This window comes from uncultured Paracoccus sp., assembly GCF_945915435.1.
In the GTDB taxonomy this organism is placed as follows: domain Bacteria; phylum Pseudomonadota; class Alphaproteobacteria; order Rhodobacterales; family Rhodobacteraceae; genus Paracoccus.
Window position 1 is genome coordinate 130,116 of sequence record NZ_CAMEFG010000001.1, and the last position, 16,164, is coordinate 146,279.

General features: G+C 64.7%; 16 protein-coding genes. 8 read left to right on the forward strand and 8 right to left on the reverse strand.

What is annotated here, in order from left to right; translation table 11 throughout:
• The first annotated feature begins 17 nt into the window (after positions 1–17).
• On the forward strand, positions 18–1,007 hold the full coding sequence (locus Q0O97_RS00670) for a LysR family transcriptional regulator (protein ID WP_294923307.1): 990 nt from the start codon (positions 18–20) through the stop codon (positions 1,005–1,007).
• Here Q0O97_RS00670 and Q0O97_RS00675 read toward each other — a convergent pair.
• A complete protein-coding gene (locus Q0O97_RS00675) occupies positions 998–1,483 on the reverse strand; it encodes a RidA family protein (RefSeq protein ID WP_294923310.1) in 486 nt (161 codons plus the stop codon). The genes Q0O97_RS00670 and Q0O97_RS00675 overlap by 10 nt on opposite strands.
• 274 nt (positions 1,484–1,757) lie before the next feature.
• Here Q0O97_RS00675 and Q0O97_RS00680 point away from each other — a divergent pair, with 274 nt between their 5' ends.
• The 4 genes from Q0O97_RS00680 to Q0O97_RS00695 are packed head-to-tail and all read left to right on the forward strand — an operon-like array spanning position 1,758 to position 5,974.
• On the forward strand, positions 1,758–3,134 hold the full coding sequence (locus tag Q0O97_RS00680) for an amidase (RefSeq protein ID WP_294923312.1): 1,377 nt from the start codon (positions 1,758–1,760) through the stop codon (positions 3,132–3,134).
• 26 nt (positions 3,135–3,160) lie between these two features.
• A complete protein-coding gene (locus Q0O97_RS00685; protein ID WP_294923315.1) occupies positions 3,161–4,144 on the forward strand; it encodes a TRAP transporter substrate-binding protein in 984 nt (327 codons plus the stop codon).
• Between the two features lie 34 nt (positions 4,145–4,178).
• Positions 4,179–4,688, forward strand: coding sequence for a TRAP transporter small permease (locus tag Q0O97_RS00690; protein ID WP_294923318.1), 510 nt, complete (start codon positions 4,179–4,181; stop codon positions 4,686–4,688).
• 11 nt (positions 4,689–4,699) lie between these two features.
• A complete protein-coding gene (locus Q0O97_RS00695; protein ID WP_294923321.1) occupies positions 4,700–5,974 on the forward strand; it encodes a TRAP transporter large permease in 1,275 nt (424 codons plus the stop codon).
• Positions 5,975–6,068: 94 nt separating this feature from the next.
• Here the strand turns inward: Q0O97_RS00695 and Q0O97_RS00700 are convergent, their stop codons facing one another.
• The 3 genes from Q0O97_RS00700 to Q0O97_RS00710 form a co-directional block, all read right to left on the reverse strand.
• Entirely contained in the window at positions 6,069–7,568 is a 1,500-nt protein-coding gene (locus Q0O97_RS00700; RefSeq protein WP_294923324.1) for a tripartite tricarboxylate transporter permease, read from the reverse strand.
• Position 7,569: 1 nt separating this feature from the next.
• Complete coding sequence (locus tag Q0O97_RS00705; protein ID WP_294923326.1) at positions 7,570–8,019, reverse strand: hypothetical protein; 450 nt, start codon at positions 8,017–8,019, stop codon at positions 7,570–7,572.
• Positions 8,020–8,124: 105 nt separating this feature from the next.
• On the reverse strand, positions 8,125–9,114 hold the full coding sequence (locus Q0O97_RS00710) for a tripartite tricarboxylate transporter substrate binding protein (protein WP_294923329.1): 990 nt from the start codon (positions 9,112–9,114) through the stop codon (positions 8,125–8,127).
• A gap of 194 nt (positions 9,115–9,308) precedes the next feature.
• Here Q0O97_RS00710 and Q0O97_RS00715 point away from each other — a divergent pair, with 194 nt between their 5' ends.
• Genes Q0O97_RS00715 through prpB form a run of 3 tightly spaced genes read left to right on the forward strand, consistent with a single transcriptional unit; the run spans position 9,309 to position 12,047 of the window.
• Entirely contained in the window at positions 9,309–9,941 is a 633-nt protein-coding gene (locus Q0O97_RS00715) for a GntR family transcriptional regulator (RefSeq protein WP_294923332.1), read from the forward strand.
• Complete coding sequence (locus Q0O97_RS00720; protein WP_294923334.1) at positions 9,938–11,122, forward strand: PrpF domain-containing protein; 1,185 nt, start codon at positions 9,938–9,940, stop codon at positions 11,120–11,122. The genes Q0O97_RS00715 and Q0O97_RS00720 overlap by 4 nt, the downstream gene beginning before the upstream one ends.
• A gap of 1 nt (position 11,123) precedes the next feature.
• Positions 11,124–12,047, forward strand: coding sequence for a methylisocitrate lyase (prpB, locus tag Q0O97_RS00725; protein WP_366125234.1), 924 nt, complete (start codon positions 11,124–11,126; stop codon positions 12,045–12,047).
• A gap of 285 nt (positions 12,048–12,332) precedes the next feature.
• Here prpB and Q0O97_RS00730 read toward each other — a convergent pair whose 3' ends face one another.
• The 4 genes from Q0O97_RS00730 to Q0O97_RS00745 are packed head-to-tail and all read right to left on the reverse strand — an operon-like array spanning position 12,333 to position 16,151.
• On the reverse strand, positions 12,333–13,325 hold the full coding sequence (locus tag Q0O97_RS00730) for a dipeptidase (RefSeq protein ID WP_366125236.1): 993 nt from the start codon (positions 13,323–13,325) through the stop codon (positions 12,333–12,335).
• Positions 13,326–13,351: 26 nt separating this feature from the next.
• Positions 13,352–14,416 carry an ABC transporter ATP-binding protein gene (locus Q0O97_RS00735; protein ID WP_294923340.1) on the reverse strand — a complete coding sequence of 355 codons (1,065 nt, stop codon included), beginning with the start codon at positions 14,414–14,416 and terminating at the stop codon, positions 13,352–13,354.
• An 11-nt stretch (positions 14,417–14,427) separates the two neighbouring features.
• Positions 14,428–15,240: an ABC transporter permease gene (locus tag Q0O97_RS00740; RefSeq protein ID WP_294923343.1), complete on the reverse strand. Its 813-nt coding sequence runs from the start codon at positions 15,238–15,240 to the stop codon at positions 14,428–14,430.
• Entirely contained in the window at positions 15,240–16,151 is a 912-nt protein-coding gene (locus Q0O97_RS00745; RefSeq protein ID WP_294923346.1) for an ABC transporter permease, read from the reverse strand. The genes Q0O97_RS00740 and Q0O97_RS00745 overlap by 1 nt, the downstream gene beginning before the upstream one ends.
• Positions 16,152–16,164 lie beyond the last annotated feature (13 nt).

Consider the following 16,164-nt stretch of genomic DNA (forward strand, 5'->3'; position numbering starts at 1 on the left):
AGAGAGGGAGGCGCGAGTTGGCAGGCGATGACCCCGATCTGCGTCCCGTTGCGGATGTCCTGTCCCTTGGCGGCGGGCGCTATTTCCTTGAGGTGGCGCGGTCGGATTCGATCCGCCAGGCGGCAGAGCGCCTTGGGATCGCCCCTTCCGCGATCAGTCGGCAGATCGCGCGGCTTGAACACGGGCTGAACGCCCAACTGATCGAGCGGCGCGCCGATGGCGTCGTGCTGACCCAGGCGGGGCGGGTGCTGCTGACCCACCTGGAAGCGATACAGGACCGGCTGGACCGCATCGGCGAGGATATCGCCGATCTGAACGCGCTGCGCCGGGGCAAGGTGCGGATCGCGACGGTCGAGGGCATCACCCGCCCCTTCCTGTCGGACCGGATCGCGCAGTTCCGCCAGCACCACCCCGGCGTCGCCTTTCACCTGCGCGCCTGCGGCCGCCAGCGCGTGCTTGAGATGCTTGAACAGCGCCATGCGCAGATCGGCTTCATCTACGACCATTTCTCGCATCCCGCGCTGATCGAGGCGGGCCGGTGGTGCCAGCCGCTTCTGGCGCTGGCACCGCCCGATCATCCGCTGGCCGCCCGGCGCGGGCTGGGCATCGCAGAGCTGTCCGTCCAGCCCTGTGCCCTGCCGGACGAGACCTTCGGCATCCACCACCTGGTGCGGCGCGTCTTTGCGCGGGCAGGGCTGGCGATCAATGCGCCGGTGGTCGCCGACAACCTGGCCTTTCTGTGCGATCACGCCATTCGCTGTGGCCTGATCACCTACATGCCCCGGCAGGCCGCGCAGGACGCCATCGGCAGCGGCCAACTGGTTCCGCTGGATCTGATCTGCCCCGAATTCCAGCACCGCCACATCTATGCGGTGATCCGGCGCGAGCATGTCCTGCCCCCTGCCGCGCAGTCCTTTCTAAGCGACACGCTGGCCGCTTTCATGCACGAGGCGCGGCAGGAGGTGGCCGGGATCCAGGACGGGGTTCAGGCCCCGCTTCAGGAATGAAGCTCGACCGTCAGATCGGCCTCGACCGGGGCGTTGAAACCCAGTTCGTGCTGGGTCAGCGCGGCACGGGCGTGCTTGCCGCGCTCTTCGCCCCAGATCTGGACGAACAGGTCGGACGCCCCGTTCAGCACCAGGTGCGGCATGGTGAAATCCTTGGCGCAGGTGATGTAGCCGATCATCTTGACGATGCGCTTCACCCGGTCCAGATCGCCCAGCACCGCCTTCATCATCGCCAGATGGTTGATCGCCATCAGCCGGGCCGAGGCATAGCCTTCCTCGATGGTCAGATCCGCGCCGACCTTGCCGACATAGGGCAAGACGTCGTTGTCGTTTTCATCCGGCTGCGTGCCCAACGTCCCCGAGGTATAGAGGATATTCCCCACCACCACGCCGGGCACGAAATTGCCCACGGGTTTCGGCGGGCGGGGCAGAATGATGCCAAGGTCCTTCAGCCTGTTTTCCACTTCATGCGCCATCTGTCGTTCTCCTTTGTGATCGGCTTGCCCGAAGATAGGCAAACCTGCCACTGCTGCGAGCATGAAGCGGGCAACAGGGCTTTGCCGATCCGGCAACGGTGCCGGATAAGGTTACCTATTTATTTTTATTTCTGTTTATATTCGATTAGTTATGTAGAAAATCTTATCCGCTTTATAGGGTCGCTTCCGGTGCAAGGGGGAAAAACCCGCCCTTCCCGTAACCGGATTTCGCGGCCACTGTGTAAGCAGGTTTCACCCCAGGCAGGAGAACGGGATGACGGTCGATCAGCCGCTTGAATCCATCGCGCGGGATCTGCGCAGCGGCGCATTGCGGGCCGAGGCGCTGGCGGATCGGGCGATCGCGGCCCATCAGGCGGGGGGTGCCGCGCTCAACGCCTACAAGACATGGGACGGCGCGCGGGCGCTGGAGCAGGCGCGGGCCATCGACGCGCTGCTGGCCGCGGGCCGCGACCTGGGACCGCTGATGGGGATTCCGGTTTCCGTCAAGGACCTGTTCGGCGTGCCCGGCCTGCCGGTTTTCGCGGGAACCGACACGGCCTTTCCCGATGCGTATTCCGCCGCCGGGCCGCTGGTGTCGCGGCTGCTGGGGCAATTGGGCGTGGTCACGGGCAAGACCCATACCGTCGAATTCGCCTTTGGCGGGCTGGGGGTCAATGCGCATTGGGGCACCCCGCTCAACCCCTGGTCGGGCGCGGATGGCGCGCGGGTGCCCGGTGGCTCAAGCTCGGGTGCGGGGGTGTCGCTGGCAGAAGGCTCGGCACTGCTGGCGCTTGGGACGGATACGGCAGGCTCGGTCCGGGTGCCGGCGTCGTTCTGCGGGCAAGCCGCGCTGAAGACGACCTTCGGCCTGTGGGAAAGCGACGGGATCGTGCCGCTTTCGCCTTCTCTGGACACGCCGGGCCTGCTGGCGCGCAGCGCCGCCGACCTGGCATATGGATTCGCCGCGCTGGACCCGCGCGGCCCCGGCATGGCGCAGCCGCGCGACCTGTCCGGGCTGCGCATCGGGGTGCCCGAAAATTTCTTCTGGGACGGCGATGCGGGGGTCCTTGCCCGCGTCCAGGACACCCTGCGCGACCTGGAAGGCGCGGGGGCCGTTCTGGTCCGCCTGACCCTGCCCGGCTGCGACGAGGTTTTCGACATCTTCCGGCAGGGCGGCCTTGCGGCGCCCGAATTGCGCGCCTGGCTTGACCGGAATGGTCCCGAACGGATCGAGCGGCTGGACCCCGTGGTCCGCCTGCGGGTCGCGGGGGCGGACGCCATCAGCGCCCCCGAATACCTGCGCCGCCGCGAAGAATTGCATCTGCGCGGGCAGGCCGCGCGCGAGGTCTTTGCGCAATGCGACCTGCTGGCCTGCCCGACTGCCGCCATCGCGCCGCCGCGCCTTGCCGATATCGCGGAACCCGCCGATTACGCCCACGCCAACATGATGGCATTGCGCAATACCGTCATCGCCAACCTGTTCGGCTGGTGCGCGCTCAGCCTGCCTGCCGGGCCGGATGCGCAGGGCCTGCCGGTCGGGTTGCAACTGATGGCCCCGCCCTTCGACGAAACCGCCCTTCTGGCGGCCGGACGCGCCGTCGAGGGCCGTATCGGCACCGGCAGCGACCTGCTGGGCCGTCCCAATATCTGAAACCTCACGACAGGGAGACTGACAAAATGAAGAAACTTGGATTTTCCATCACCACCGCCCTTGCGTTGTGCATCGGCGCCGCAGCGGGCGCGCAGGAACATCGCCTGACCTTCGCCCATGTGCTGACCGAGGACACCCCCAACGCCCGCGCGGCGGTGATCTTCAAGGAAGAGGTCGAAAAGAATTCCGACGGCCGCATCGCCGTCGATATCCGCCCCGCCGCCGTCCTGGGCGGCGATGTCGAGATCATCGAGCAGACCCAGATGGGGCTGGTCCATATCGCGATCCCGCCAACCGGCAACCTCGCGAACTTCAACGAGCAGATGTATCTCTTCGACCTGCCCTTCCTGGTCAACGACGACGAGGGGCTGAAGCGCCTGCTGGACGGCGAGGTCGGAAGCGAGGTCCTGGCCACGCTGGACGCCAACAACCTCAAGGGCATGGCGATGTGGGGCGCGGGCTTTCGCCACATGACCAACAACATCCGCCCGATCACCGGGCCGGACGATCTGCGCGGCATCAAGATGCGCACCTTGCAGGCCCCGGCCATTCTGGCCACCTATCGCGCCTATGGCGCCAACCCGACCGCAATGGCCTATACCGAGGTCTACAACGGCCTTCAGCAGGGCGTGGTCGAGGGACAGGAAAACCCCTTCGCCAACATCTACTCGATGAAGTTCCACGAGGTGCAGAAATACCTGACCCTGACGGCCCACGCCTATCACACCTATGCGGCGGTGATGCACAAGCCGACCTGGGACGGCCTGCCCGAGGACCTGCAACAGGTGGTGCTGGATGCGCTGATCGTGGGCCGCGACGCCGCGCGCGAATTCACCGCCGAGGACGACGCCCGCATCCTGGAAGAGATCGGCGACCAGATCGAGGTGATCGAACTGACGCCCGAGGGCCGGGAAGCCTTCATCGAGGCCTCGCAGCCGATCTATGACGAATTCCGCCCCAGGGTGACGCCCGAATTGCTTGAAAAGGCGATCGCGGCGGCCAACGGCTAGGCGCGGACAGGCAGAAAACAGACGGGGACCGGATATGCTTCACAGTCTGAACCGCGTGGCCGACTGGCTCGAAGGGGCCGCCGTCACGGCGCTGATGCTGCTGGCGACGGTGGTTGCGATCATGCAGGTCGTTGCGCGCTATGTCTTCAACAACTCGCTCTATTGGTCCGAGGAACTCGTGCTTTATGCACTGATCACGATGAGCTTCCTGACCATGGGCATGGGCGTGCGCTATGCCGCCCATATCAGCGTCGAAGCGGGGCTGGCCTTTTCCGGCCCCCGTCTTGCCAGGATATTCCAGATCGGGGCGGCCCTGCTCGGCCTGGTCTTCGCCACGGTCCTGATCTTCCTGGGCTGGCGGCTGTCCATGAACACGCTGGGCATGGGCCAGCTTTCCCCCGCCATGCGGGTGCCGGTCGGCTATGTCTACCTGGTGATCCCGGTCTCGGGCGCGCTGATGGCGCTGCGCTATCTGCTGGTGCTGGCCGAGCTGCTGGCAGGCCGCGAATACGAACCTCCGCAATCCGACATCAAGAACGCCTGAGGAGACCTGACATGATTGGCGCTCTCGTTCCGGCATTCTTCGCCCTGCTGTTGCTGGGCCTGCCGATTTTCGCCTCGCTTGCCCTTGCGGTGACGGGAATCCTGCATTTCACGACCGGCATCGACCCGGTGGTGGTCCCGATGCGCATGTTCTCGGGGATGAACAACTTTTCGCTGATGTCGATCCCGTTCTTCATCCTCGCCGCCGAGTTGATGCGGATCGGCGGGCTGTCGGACCGGCTGATCGGGCTGGCGCGGGCGCTGATCGGCTGGCTGCCGGGCGGTCTGGCGGCGGCGACGGTGGTGGCCTGCCTGATGTTCGGCTCGATCTCGGGTTCCAGCCCGGCGACGGTGATCGCCATCGGCACGATCATGTATCCGGCGATGGTCAAGGCGGGCTACGACAAGTATTTCGCCATCGGCCTGATCACCACCGCCGGGACGCTGGGTCCGATCGTGCCGCCCTCGATCGCGCTGATCATCTACGGCTCGGTCACCGGCACCTCGGTCGGCCGGTTGTTCGCGGCGGGGCTGATGCCCGCGCTGCTGATCGGTTCGATGCTGATCGTCTATGCAAGCTGGTATTCGGCGCGCAAGGGCTATCCGCGCGACGCGATGCCGACCTTCGGCTCGATCGCGGCGGCGTTTCGCAACGCGGCCTGGGGACTCGGCCTGCCAGTGGTGCTGCTGGGCGGGATCTACAGCGGCGTCTTCACGCCCACCGAATCCGCCGCCGCCGCCTGCCTTTATGGCTGGTTCATCGGCGCGGTGATCTATCGCAGCATCGGGTTTCGCGACACGCTGCTGATCCTGCGCAACACCGGGCTGCTGGCGGGGCCGCTGCTGCTGATCACGGCGGGGGCATCGGCGTTTTCCTGGCTGCTGGCCAATACCGGCGCGCCCGCGCAACTGGCCTCGGCAATCCTGTCGGGCAGCGATCATCCGGTCGTGGTCATTGCGCTGTTCAACCTGATCCTGCTGGTGGCGGGCTGTTTCCTCGACAGCGCCTCGGCGATCATCATCCTGGCACCGCTGATGCAGCCCATCGCCGCGCAGGTGGGCGTGGACCCGATCCATTTCGGCATCATCATGCTGGTCAACCTGTCCGTGGGCATGCTGACGCCTCCGGTAGGGCTGAACCTGTTCGTCGCGATGGGCATCGCCAAGATGACCCTGTTCGAGATCTTCCGCGCCGCCATTCCCACCATCATGCTGATGATCGTGGCGTTGATGCTGATCTCATACATACCGGCGATCAGCAACTTCCTGCCGTCGCTATTGTTCTAGGATTTGCGACCGGGGGGCCGGGCAACCGGCCCCCTGGCACCGTCACGGCAGGCTGGCCGGGGTCAGGCCCACACCCATGATCCCGCGATGCCGGTCAGGCTTTCTTCAGCTTGCGCGCCCGCCAGACCGGCAGGACGACCGCCGACAGGATCAGCACGGCAAGCATCACCAGCGCGATGGGCCGCTCGGCCATATAGCCAAGCGGATTGCCGCCCGAGATCTGAAGCGTTCGCACCAGTTCGCCTTCGAGCATCCGCCCCAGCAGCAGCCCGATCACCGCGCAGGCGACCGGATAGCCGTGCCGCCGCATCAGCCAGCCCAGCCCCGCAAAGACCATGACCGTGACCGGACCCGCCACCGTGCCGGTGATGCCGTAGCCGCCCCATGCGCACATCGCCAGGACCGTGGGCACCAGATAGGCCAGCGGCACCTTCACGACCATGCCCAGAACCCGCAGCAGCAAAAGCCCCAGGATCAGCAGCAATGCCACCTGAACGATATTGCCCAGGATGATCGCATAGACGAGGTCGCGCTCATCGCGGATGAAGGCCGGGCCGCCCACGAGATTGTGGAAGGAAAAGGCGGCGAGCAGCACCGCCGTGGCCGCGCCGCCCGGAATGCCAAGCGCCAGAAGCGCGGTCATCGACCCGCCCTCGGAGCTGGAGTTCGAGGATTCGGCGGCCACCACCCCGCGCGGATCGCCCTTGCCGAAACCGGAACTGTCCTTGGCCGCGCGCTTTTCTTCGCTATAGGCGACGAGATTGGCGATCGAGACGCCCACGCCGGGCACGACGCCGATCAGCGCGCCGATCATGCTGCCCCGGATGAGCGAGACGGGATAGCGGAACGCCTGTCCGATTCCGCGCATGATGCCGCCGAGCCGGACCGAATGGCTCTTGTCGCCCTCGACCAGATAGCTGTTGCCGCGCAGCCGCAAAAGCTCGGATGCCGCGAAAAGGCCGATCATCGCCGGCACGACCGAAATGCCGTCGATCAGATAGGGGTTGCCCACGGTGGTGCGCATCACTCCGGTCGAGGACATGCCGACCTGGCTCAGCAGAAGGCCGAAGACCCCTGCGAGAAGCCCCTTCGCCGCGCTGCCGTCGTTGAGCGTGGCGATCAGCGTCAGGCCCCACAGAACGATGACCGCCATCTCCATCGGTCCCAGTCTCAGCACGAAGGTGGCAAGCGGCTGGATCAGCAGCAGCAGGAAGAGATAGCCGATGAGACAGCCCACGACCGAGGCCGCGAGCCCGATCCCGAGGGCTTCGTTATGCAGCCCCTTCTGCGCCATGGGATAGCCGTCGAAGGTGGTGGCGACGCTGGCCGACGAGCCGGGAATGTTCATCAGGATCGAGGTCACGCCGCCGCCATAGGCCCCGCCGGTGAAGATCGCCGTCAGGAAAAGCATGGCCTGAAGAAAATCCATGCCGAAGGTGAAAGGCAGGAAGATCGCCATCGACATCGAGATCTGCAACCCCGGAATCGCGCCGAAGACCAGACCGATGATCAGGCCCGGCACGACCCAGATCCAGGGGCCGAAATCGGAAAACAGGATCGTCAGGGCTGCGGAGAATGCGTTCAGGTCAATCATGTCAAAGCACCAGCAGGGGCATCGGGAAAGGGAAGAGCGAGCCGAAGAACTTCACCATCAGGAATGTGCAGGCCGCGGCGAACAGCGGCGGCGCCCAGAGACGCCTTTCTCCGCACAGATGGACCCCGATCCAGATGAAGAGGAAGGTCGCGACATCGAAGCCCACGCCCGTCAGCCCGAGGCAAAGCCCGGCGAACAGGGCGAGCAGAAGGATATCGCCGAAGGTTTCGGACAGGTTCGTCCGCTTCCTGACCGCGCCCGCACTCATGGCCCGCCATTCGCCGATAAGAATCCACAGCGTCAGAAGGATCACGATCACGCCCGCGGGCACGACGACGATCAGGTTGTAGGTGGTGGGGGAGGCGCCTGCCGAACTCCATATCAGGAACAGAGAGGCGGCGACGACGAGCGTCAGGAAGAACAGATGGGTCGAGGATATGCGCCGGGTCATGGCCGATCCTTGCAGGGCAGCCGGGCACGGCCGGATGGCGGGCCGGTCACGGGCTGGTTGGAAAGCGCACCGGCGGGGCCTTGCCCGCCGGCGGGGCGGTGTCGTTCAGTCCTGGAAGCGTTGCAGGATCTCGAAATTCGCTTCGATGATCTCGGTCGTGCGCTCGGGGCCGAGCCATTCGGTGCCGATGCCCTGCGCCTGAAGGCTTGCGACGAATTCCTCGTCCTGCAACGCCGTTTCATAGGCGGCGACGAAACGCTCGAACCGTTCGGGGTGGTTGTCGCGGAACTCGGCATGGGCGGCCAGCCCGCGCATCGAACCGACGAGCGGGCGCACCTCGGCATCGCGATCCGCGAGGATTTCGCTCAGCGTGGGGGCGTCCCAGTCGTCGAGGCGTTCGTCCGAGGCCACGGCCAGCGGGCGTATGAACTCGGCGATCGACAGGCTGCCGTCCGCGCCCAGAACGGACAGATCGACCTGCCCGCCCGCGACCGCCGTGCGGGCGGCGCTGCCGGACTGATAGGTCACGATGCTGACGGCGTTTTCGTCCAGCCCATAGGCTTCAAGCATCAGGACCGTGTTGATATGGCCGGTCGAGCCGGGCACCACGCTGACCCGGAAACGGCGCTCGCCCGAGGCGACGGCCTCCATGAACTCGTCCAGCGTCTCATAGGGCAGGTCGGCGTTCATCGCGAACAGATCGACATCGGTCCATTGCCCGTTCACGAAGGCGAAATCGTCCAGCGTGTAATCCGCCCCCAGTTCGAGGATGGCGCTGCTGATATAGGGATGGATCGACGAGGCGAGGAAATAGGAGCCGTCCTTGGGCATGTTGAGGAAGTAGGTGTTGCCGACATGGCCGCCGCCGCCTTCCTGATTGATCACCTGGATCGGCACGCCCAGTTCGGCCTGCATACGCTGTCCGACAAGCCTTGCGACCCGGTCGGCCGAACCGCCCGGACCAAGGGCGACGACGAAAGTGATCTGCCGGTCCGGCCAGTTGTCGTCCTGCGCGGCGACAGGGCCGGAAGCCAGCCCCAGCGTGAGCGCGCTCAGCGCCGCGGCCAGTCCGCGCGCGGTTTTCCGTGATGTCATCTTGGTAGCCTCCTCTCCCAAAGATTCAGCAAGAATGTTTACAATATACCTGCTTTAGCATTGCCTAGGTCACATATGATCTGTTGTCAACGCAAGTTTTATTGGGTATATACTAAGATAACGGCGCTGCCCAAAGAGAGGGGTTCTAAAAATTGTTTACAATAAAGGCACAAACCCCCTCCGGCACCACGGCTTTGGCGCAGCTTCAGAAAGAGATTCTTTCCGGCGATCTGGCGCCGGGCGAGCATCTGGCCGAGATCGCGATCGCCGAACGTCTCGACGTCAGCCGCGGTCCCGTGCGCGAGGCGCTGCGGCGGCTGGCCGAACAGGGCCTCGTGACGTTCACGCCCTATGTCGGCGCCAAGGTCCGCGAGCTTTCCGCATCCGATGCCCGCGCGCTTTACGAGGTGCGCGAGGCGCTGGAAGCCGAAGCGGCGCGGCTGGCGGCGCTGCGTATCGACGAGGCGGGGCGCGAGGAGCTGCGGGCGACGCTGAGCGGCCATGCGCGCGCGGTGGCGGCCCATCCCGCCGGGGCCTATCTTCAAGGCGGCGGCGATGCCGATTTTCACGACCTGCTCGCGCGGCTCTGCGGCAATCCGGTGCTGCGGCACACGCTGGCCGAGGGGTTGGGCTTGCAGCTGGTGCTGCTGCGACGTCAGCACCGCAAGGTCGAAGGGCGCGGGCGCATCGCCCTTCTCGAACACGAACGCATCGCCGAGGCGGTGATCGAGGGGGATGCCGAACTGGCGGGAATCCTGATGCGCCGTCATATCCGGGCCAGCCGGGCGTCGCTGGAAAGTCAGATCGAGGGAGAAGGGAAGCCATGACCCAGTTGCGGATACCGGCGGTTTTCATGCGCGGCGGCACGTCGAAGGCGGTCATGCTGAAGGAAGCGGACCTTCCGCGGAACCGTGCGGAATGGCCGGGCCTGTTCGCGCGGATGCTGGGCAGTCCCGATCCTTCCGCGCGCCAGCTCGACGGGATGGGGGGCGGGGTGTCCTCGCTCAGCAAGGTCTGCGTGATCGGCCCGTCGAGCCGGGCGGATGCGGATATCGACTATACGTTCGCGCAGGTGGTGGTGAAGACCGGGCAGGTCGATTTCGCGGGAAACTGCGGCAACATGAGTTCGGCGGTCGGTCCTTTCGCCGTGGATGAGGGCCTTGTGCCCGCGCCCCGCGACGGCGAGGCGCTGGTGCGCATCCACAACACCAACTCGGGCAAGATCATCCATGCGCGCTTTGCCATGCGCGACGGCGAGGCCGAGGTGGAGGGCGGCCTGGCGATACCCGGCGTCTCGGGAACCGGCGCGCCAGTGCGGCTGACCTTCCTCGATCCCGCGGGAACAAGGGGGCGCGGTCTTTTCCCGGCGGGCGCGGTCCTGAGCATGTTGCCGCATGGCCCGGACGGGAGGATCGCCGCCACGCTGGTCGATGCCGCCGTTCCCGCGGTCTTCGTCGCCGCCGCCGATCTCGGCCTCGCGCCCGGGATCATGCCCGCAGAACTCGACACGCGCGAGGATATCCTCGCCCTGCTCGAAGACCTGCGCTGCGCGGGATCGGCGGCCATGGGCATCGCCCCCGATACCGCCGCCGCGCGCGGCATCGCCGCCGTCCCGAAGATCGCGCTGGTGGGCGCCCCGGCCCCTTATCGCGCGCTGGACGGAAGCCTGATCGAGGCCGGGGAGCATGACATCCTCGTGCGGATGATCTCGGCCGGGCAGCCGCATCGGGCGCTGCCGATCACCGGATCGCTGGCCGTCGCCGCCGCCTTGGCGACGCCGGGAAGCCTGCCTCATGCGCTGGCGGGGGCGCGCCGCGCCGGCGCGGGGTTCCGTATCGGTTCACCAAGCGGAATCATCACGGTCGAGGCCGAGACCGCCCCCGGCCCCGACGGCATTCCGGCGATCGCCAGCGCCACGATCCTGCGCACCCAACGCCGCCTGATGGAGGGCCGGGTTCGCGTCCCGGCCCCATCCGCCGACGAACACGCCTTACCTACCGGAGAATGAAATGACCCAAAACGACACCCGTAAAACCTGGCTGGAACAGCCCCTGCCGCGCGACTTGGGCGCGCGCATGGCCGGCCACTGGCGCGAGGGGCGGTTCCTGTCGATCGCCGGGGCCTACGACCCGATCGGCGGGCTGATGGCGCGCAAGGCGGGGTTCGAGGCGCTCTATCTGTCCGGCGCGGCGCTGACCGCGTCCCTAGGCCTGCCCGATCTGGGGCTGATCACCATGGACGAACTGGTATCGCGCGCCCGCGCCATCGTCCGCGTCACCCGTTTGCCGCTGCTGGTCGATGGCGATACCGGCTTCGGCGAAGCGCTCAACACCATGCGTCTCGTGCGCGAGCTTGAGGATGCCGGCGTCGCGGCGGTCCAGTTGGAAGATCAGATCCTGCCGAAGAAATGCGGGCATCTGAACGGCAAGCAACTGGTCACGCCCGAGGAAATGGCCGAGAAGATCGCCGCCGCCTCGCGCGCGCGGCGCGACCTGCGCATCGTGGCGCGCACCGACGCCGCCGCATCCGAAGGCATCGAGGCGGCCATTCACCGTGCGAAGCTGTATGTCGAGGCCGGGGCCGATGCGATCTTCCCCGAAGCGTTGATCGGCGAAGAGCAGTTCCGCGCTTTCGCCGCCGCCATCGACGCGCCGCTTCTGGCGAACATGACCGAATTCGGGCGCACGCCCCAGACCTCATCCGCCGAATTCGAGCAGATGGGTTATGCGATGGCGATCTGGCCAGTGTCCAGCCTGCGCATCGCGGCGAAGGCCACCGAAGGTTTCTATCGCGAATTGCGCGACACCGGCACTGCTGCCGGAAAACTGGACGAGATGCAGTCGCGTGCCGAACTTTACGATCTGATCGGCTATTTCGAATACGAGGCGCTGGACGCCTCGATCCAGCGCACCGTTCTGGACGATATGCAATAACCCCTCGCAAAACCGGACGCGTCCGATGTCGGACAAATGATCCGCCGCACAACGGGAAATTCCTGATCCGCAGGCGGCAGTTCGTGGATTCGGACCGTCCAGCTTGACCAAGTCATTCCGAGGTAGGATTGAACCAGATCACCAGACAGCCGAACAGTTCCTTTGACAATCCTTTATCCTTTACCCCATGACTCATCATCATGGGGCAAAGGAACATTTTATCGCCTATATCCAAGACGGATGTTTATCGCAGCTTGCAACACGTGCGATAGGTAGCAGGTCCTCTTACGCCCCCCAGACCTCGCGCAGCAGGGTGATCCAGTTTTCACCCATCACCTTTTCTATTCGCGCTTCAGGCCAACCGCGCCGCTCCATCGCGGCAGTCAGCGCCCCGGTTTTCGCAATGCTGTCCATCCCTGCCGGGTTTTTGATTGGGCCGAATTTTGTCAGGCGGCGGGCATAGCCCTTGTCATGCATGATCCATTCATAGAATGCCTGATCGTGCCCTTCGGTGAAATCCGTGCCGTAGCCGACGCGATCTTCGCCGCACAGGTTGATGACATATTCGATCGCCTCGACGTAATCATCGACCGTCGCATCGGTTCCGCGCGCAAGGAAGGGCGTGAACATGGTAACGCCTACGAAACCGCCGTGATCGATGATGAAGCGCAGTTCTTCGTCGGTCTTGTTGCGGGGATGGGCCTTCAATCCGGATGGCAGGCAATGCGAATAGGCGACGGGCTGTTTCGATATCAGGATCGTATCGCGACTGCTGTTCGGCCCGACATGCGAGAGATCGCAAAGGATGCCAAGCCGGTTCATTTCGGCAACGAATTCGTGCCCGTAATCCGACAACCCCGGATCGCGGCTTTCATAGCAACCCGTCGCGACGAAGTTCTGGGTGTTGTAGGCCATCTGGATAATGCCCACGCCCAATTCCTTGAACAGTTCCAGATAACCAAGCTGATCCTCGGCCCCGGTGACATTCTGCCACCCCAGAATGATGCCGGTCTTTCCCTCGGCCTTGGCGCGACGGATGTCGGCGGTGGTCCTGACCTGAAGAATCAGGTCGGAGTGATCGCGAAACCATGCCTTCCACTGCACGATATTGCGCATGGTTTCGGTAAAGTTTTCCCAGATGCAACAGGTGCAGTTTGCAGCGGTGATGCCGCCCTTGCGCATCTCGCGGAAGATATCGGGACCAAAATCGGACACGATCAGCCCGTCGATCACGGTCAGCCGGTCATGCAAGGTCGCGGCGTGCGATCCGGGGTTCATTTCGTTCATGGTGATCTCCATTTCATTCAGTGTTCGTTCACCAGCACGCCCGCGGTGGCGGGCCAATGCACCCAGACCGAGGTGCCGCCCGGCAGGACCGGCTGACCGCCCAGACCCGGCGCGCGCACCCTTGCGCTCAGCACCGGCCCGGCTTCGGTCGCGATCTGATATTCGACAGAAGAGCCGTGATAGGTCATGATCAGCACCTTCCCCGGCAAGGCGTTGCTGTCCGGGGGCAGAGGATCGGTCGCCAGCGCGATCTCTTCGGGACGCAAGGCCAGAAAGCAGCGCCCAGCCAGCCCGCCCTGCCCGGACAGGGCAAGTCGCATCCCGGATTCCAGCACGAAACCCTCGGCAGTCACCTGCCCGGCAAGCAGGTTCGGAATACCCAGAAACCCTGCTGCAAAGGCGCTGCGCGGACGACCGAACACCTCGGCAGGAGGGCCGACCTGTTCAACCTTTCCCTTATACATCAGCACCATGCGGTCGGCGGTGCTCATCGCCTCGTCCTGATCATGGGTAACGAAAACCGTCGTCAGACCAAGCGATTGCTGCAACTGCCGGATCTCGATCTTCATCTGGTGACGTAGCGCCGCATCCAGATTCGAGAGCGGCTCATCAAGCAAAAGCACCTCTGGCTCGATCACCAACGCACGGGCCAATGCGACACGCTGCTGCTGGCCCCCCGAAAGCTGCTTGGGCAGGCGGTCGCCATATTGGTCCAGACGCACCCTTGCCAGTGCCTCGTCCACCCGCTTCACGGCATCGACCTTTGAAACCTTGCGCATCTCCAACCCGAACGCGACATTTTCCGCCACGGTCATATGCGGAAACAGCGCATAGTTCTGAAAGACGATGCCCATGTTGCGACGGCTGGGCGGCAAGCCGGTCACATCGCGCCCCCCGACCGAGATCCGGCCATTGGTCGCATCGACAAATCCGGCGATCATGCGCAGCGTCGTCGTCTTGCCACAGCCCGAGGGGCCTAGCAGCGCGACCAGCTCGCCGTCGGCGATGCGCAGCGACATGTTCTCGACCGCGACGAAATCGCCGTAATGCTTGGCGACATCCTGAAGTATGACTTCGGACATGATTTTTCCTTTCAGAATGCGCGGCTGAGCTTGGCGTAGCGATCCGTGATCAGCAGCAGCACGGTGATGAGGGCGATCTGGACCGTGGCGACCGCGCCGATGGTCGAATCGAAATTCCATTCCAGATAGTTGATCAGCGCGATTTGCAGCGTCGTCCGGTCCGGCCCGACCAGAAACAGCGATTTTTCCAGGTCGATGAACGAATTGACGAAGGCGAAAAGCGATCCCGCGATCACGCCGGGCTTGATGACCGGCAGGGTGATCCGCCGGAAAACCGTCAGCGATCCCGCGCCAAGGCTGCGCGCTGCTTCCTCGACCGAGGGGTTCATGCCGATCAGCGAAGTCGTCACCAGCCGGATCATCCAGGGAAGCGCGATCAGGCTGTGCGCGACGATCAGGCCGATGCTGGACCCTGCGATGCGCCAGCCGGTCAGGAACTCGACTTCCAGAAAGAAGATGAACAGCGAGCTTCCCCCGACGATCCCCGGCACGATCATGGGCGACATCAGGATGGTGTTGATCGTGTCGCGTCCGGGGAATGCGCCGCGCGCCAGCGCCAGGCTGGCGGGCAGGCCCAGCACCAGCGCGACGACGGTGGCGATCAGGCTGGTCTGAAGGCTGAGGAAGAAGCCGTTGCGGAAATCCGCCATCTCCCACGCGCGGCGATACCAGTCGAGCGTATAGCCCTCGGGCGGCATCGACAGGATGCGGTTGGAAAAGAAGCTCATCCACACGATGAAGATCAGCGGCAGGACGACGAAGCCGATCACCAGAAGGCTGATCACGGCATAGCCCTGACGGATATGTCTGGCCTGTATGTTCATCACTCGCTCCATCTGCGGTATTTCCGCTGGACAAGGGCCGAGACCCCCACGGTCAGGATCAGGGTCACGCTCATCAGAATGAAGGCCAGCGCTGAACCGAAGGGCCAGTTCATCGCCTTGGCGACCTGCTGATAGACGGTCGGCGCCATCATGTGGAAGGTCGGGCCGCCCAGCAGGACGGGGGTGGCATAGGCGTTCATCGACAGGATGAAGCACAGCACCGTGCCCGCCAGAATGCCCGGCAAGGCCAGCGGCAGGACGATCCGGCGCATCACCGTCAGATGTCCGGCCCCGAGGCTGCTGCCCGCCTCCTCCAGATTGGCGTCGATGGCTTCGAACACGCTGTTGAGCGTGATGATCATGAAGGGCAACAGGACCGAAACCAGACCGATGGTCACTGCGGTTGCGCTATACATGATGCCCAGTTGCCCCTCATATCCGAAATATCCCAGAACCGAGGCCAGCACCCCCCTGTCGTTCAGGATCAGCATCCAGGCCGATGTCCTGACCGCATTTCCGATCAGCAGCGGCACGAGAATCACGATAAGCAATATCCGCTTGGCCAGGGCCGAGACGTGCCGCGCCAGGAAATAGGCGACCGGCACGCCCGCGCTCAGGCAGATGGCCGTGGACAGCGCCGAGATGCCAAGGGTGCGCAGCAGCACCTCCTGATAGAAGGCATCGGTGAAGAACTTGACGTAATTCTCGGCCGTGAAGGCGCTGATCATCAGCTCGGTGGGGTCGAAACGGTTGAAACTGTTGCGCAGCATCAGCGCCAGCGGCGTCAGCAACCCGATGGTGACGACCAGCAGGGCGGGGGCGGTCAGGACGGGTCTGCCGATCCGCCGCCGAGGCCGCGGGTCGGGTGCGCAGGGCCGGGCCAGAGGCGCGACATTATCCGACATGCTCATGAGGCTCTCCTTC

Coding starts and splice junctions, on each gene's coding strand:
- Q0O97_RS00705 (WP_294923326.1), bottom strand. CDS start 8,019: ATGACCCGGCGCATATCCTCGACCCATCTGTTCTTCCTGACGCTCGTC.
- Q0O97_RS00710 (WP_294923329.1), bottom strand. CDS start 9,114: ATGACATCACGGAAAACCGCGCGCGGACTGGCCGCGGCGCTGAGCGCG.
- Q0O97_RS00745 (WP_294923346.1), bottom strand. CDS start 16,151: ATGAGCATGTCGGATAATGTCGCGCCTCTGGCCCGGCCCTGCGCACCC.
- Q0O97_RS00700 (WP_294923324.1), bottom strand. CDS start 7,568: ATGATTGACCTGAACGCATTCTCCGCAGCCCTGACGATCCTGTTTTCC.
- Q0O97_RS00720 (WP_294923334.1), top strand. CDS start 9,938: ATGACCCAGTTGCGGATACCGGCGGTTTTCATGCGCGGCGGCACGTCG.
- Q0O97_RS00730 (WP_366125236.1), bottom strand. CDS start 13,325: ATGAACCCCGGATCGCACGCCGCGACCTTGCATGACCGGCTGACCGTG.
- Q0O97_RS00685 (WP_294923315.1), top strand. CDS start 3,161: ATGAAGAAACTTGGATTTTCCATCACCACCGCCCTTGCGTTGTGCATC.
- Q0O97_RS00695 (WP_294923321.1), top strand. CDS start 4,700: ATGATTGGCGCTCTCGTTCCGGCATTCTTCGCCCTGCTGTTGCTGGGC.
- Q0O97_RS00690 (WP_294923318.1), top strand. CDS start 4,179: ATGCTTCACAGTCTGAACCGCGTGGCCGACTGGCTCGAAGGGGCCGCC.
- Q0O97_RS00675 (WP_294923310.1), bottom strand. CDS start 1,483: ATGGCGCATGAAGTGGAAAACAGGCTGAAGGACCTTGGCATCATTCTG.
- Q0O97_RS00735 (WP_294923340.1), bottom strand. CDS start 14,416: ATGTCCGAAGTCATACTTCAGGATGTCGCCAAGCATTACGGCGATTTC.
- Q0O97_RS00740 (WP_294923343.1), bottom strand. CDS start 15,240: ATGAACATACAGGCCAGACATATCCGTCAGGGCTATGCCGTGATCAGC.
- Q0O97_RS00680 (WP_294923312.1), top strand. CDS start 1,758: ATGACGGTCGATCAGCCGCTTGAATCCATCGCGCGGGATCTGCGCAGC.
- prpB (WP_366125234.1), top strand. CDS start 11,124: ATGACCCAAAACGACACCCGTAAAACCTGGCTGGAACAGCCCCTGCCG.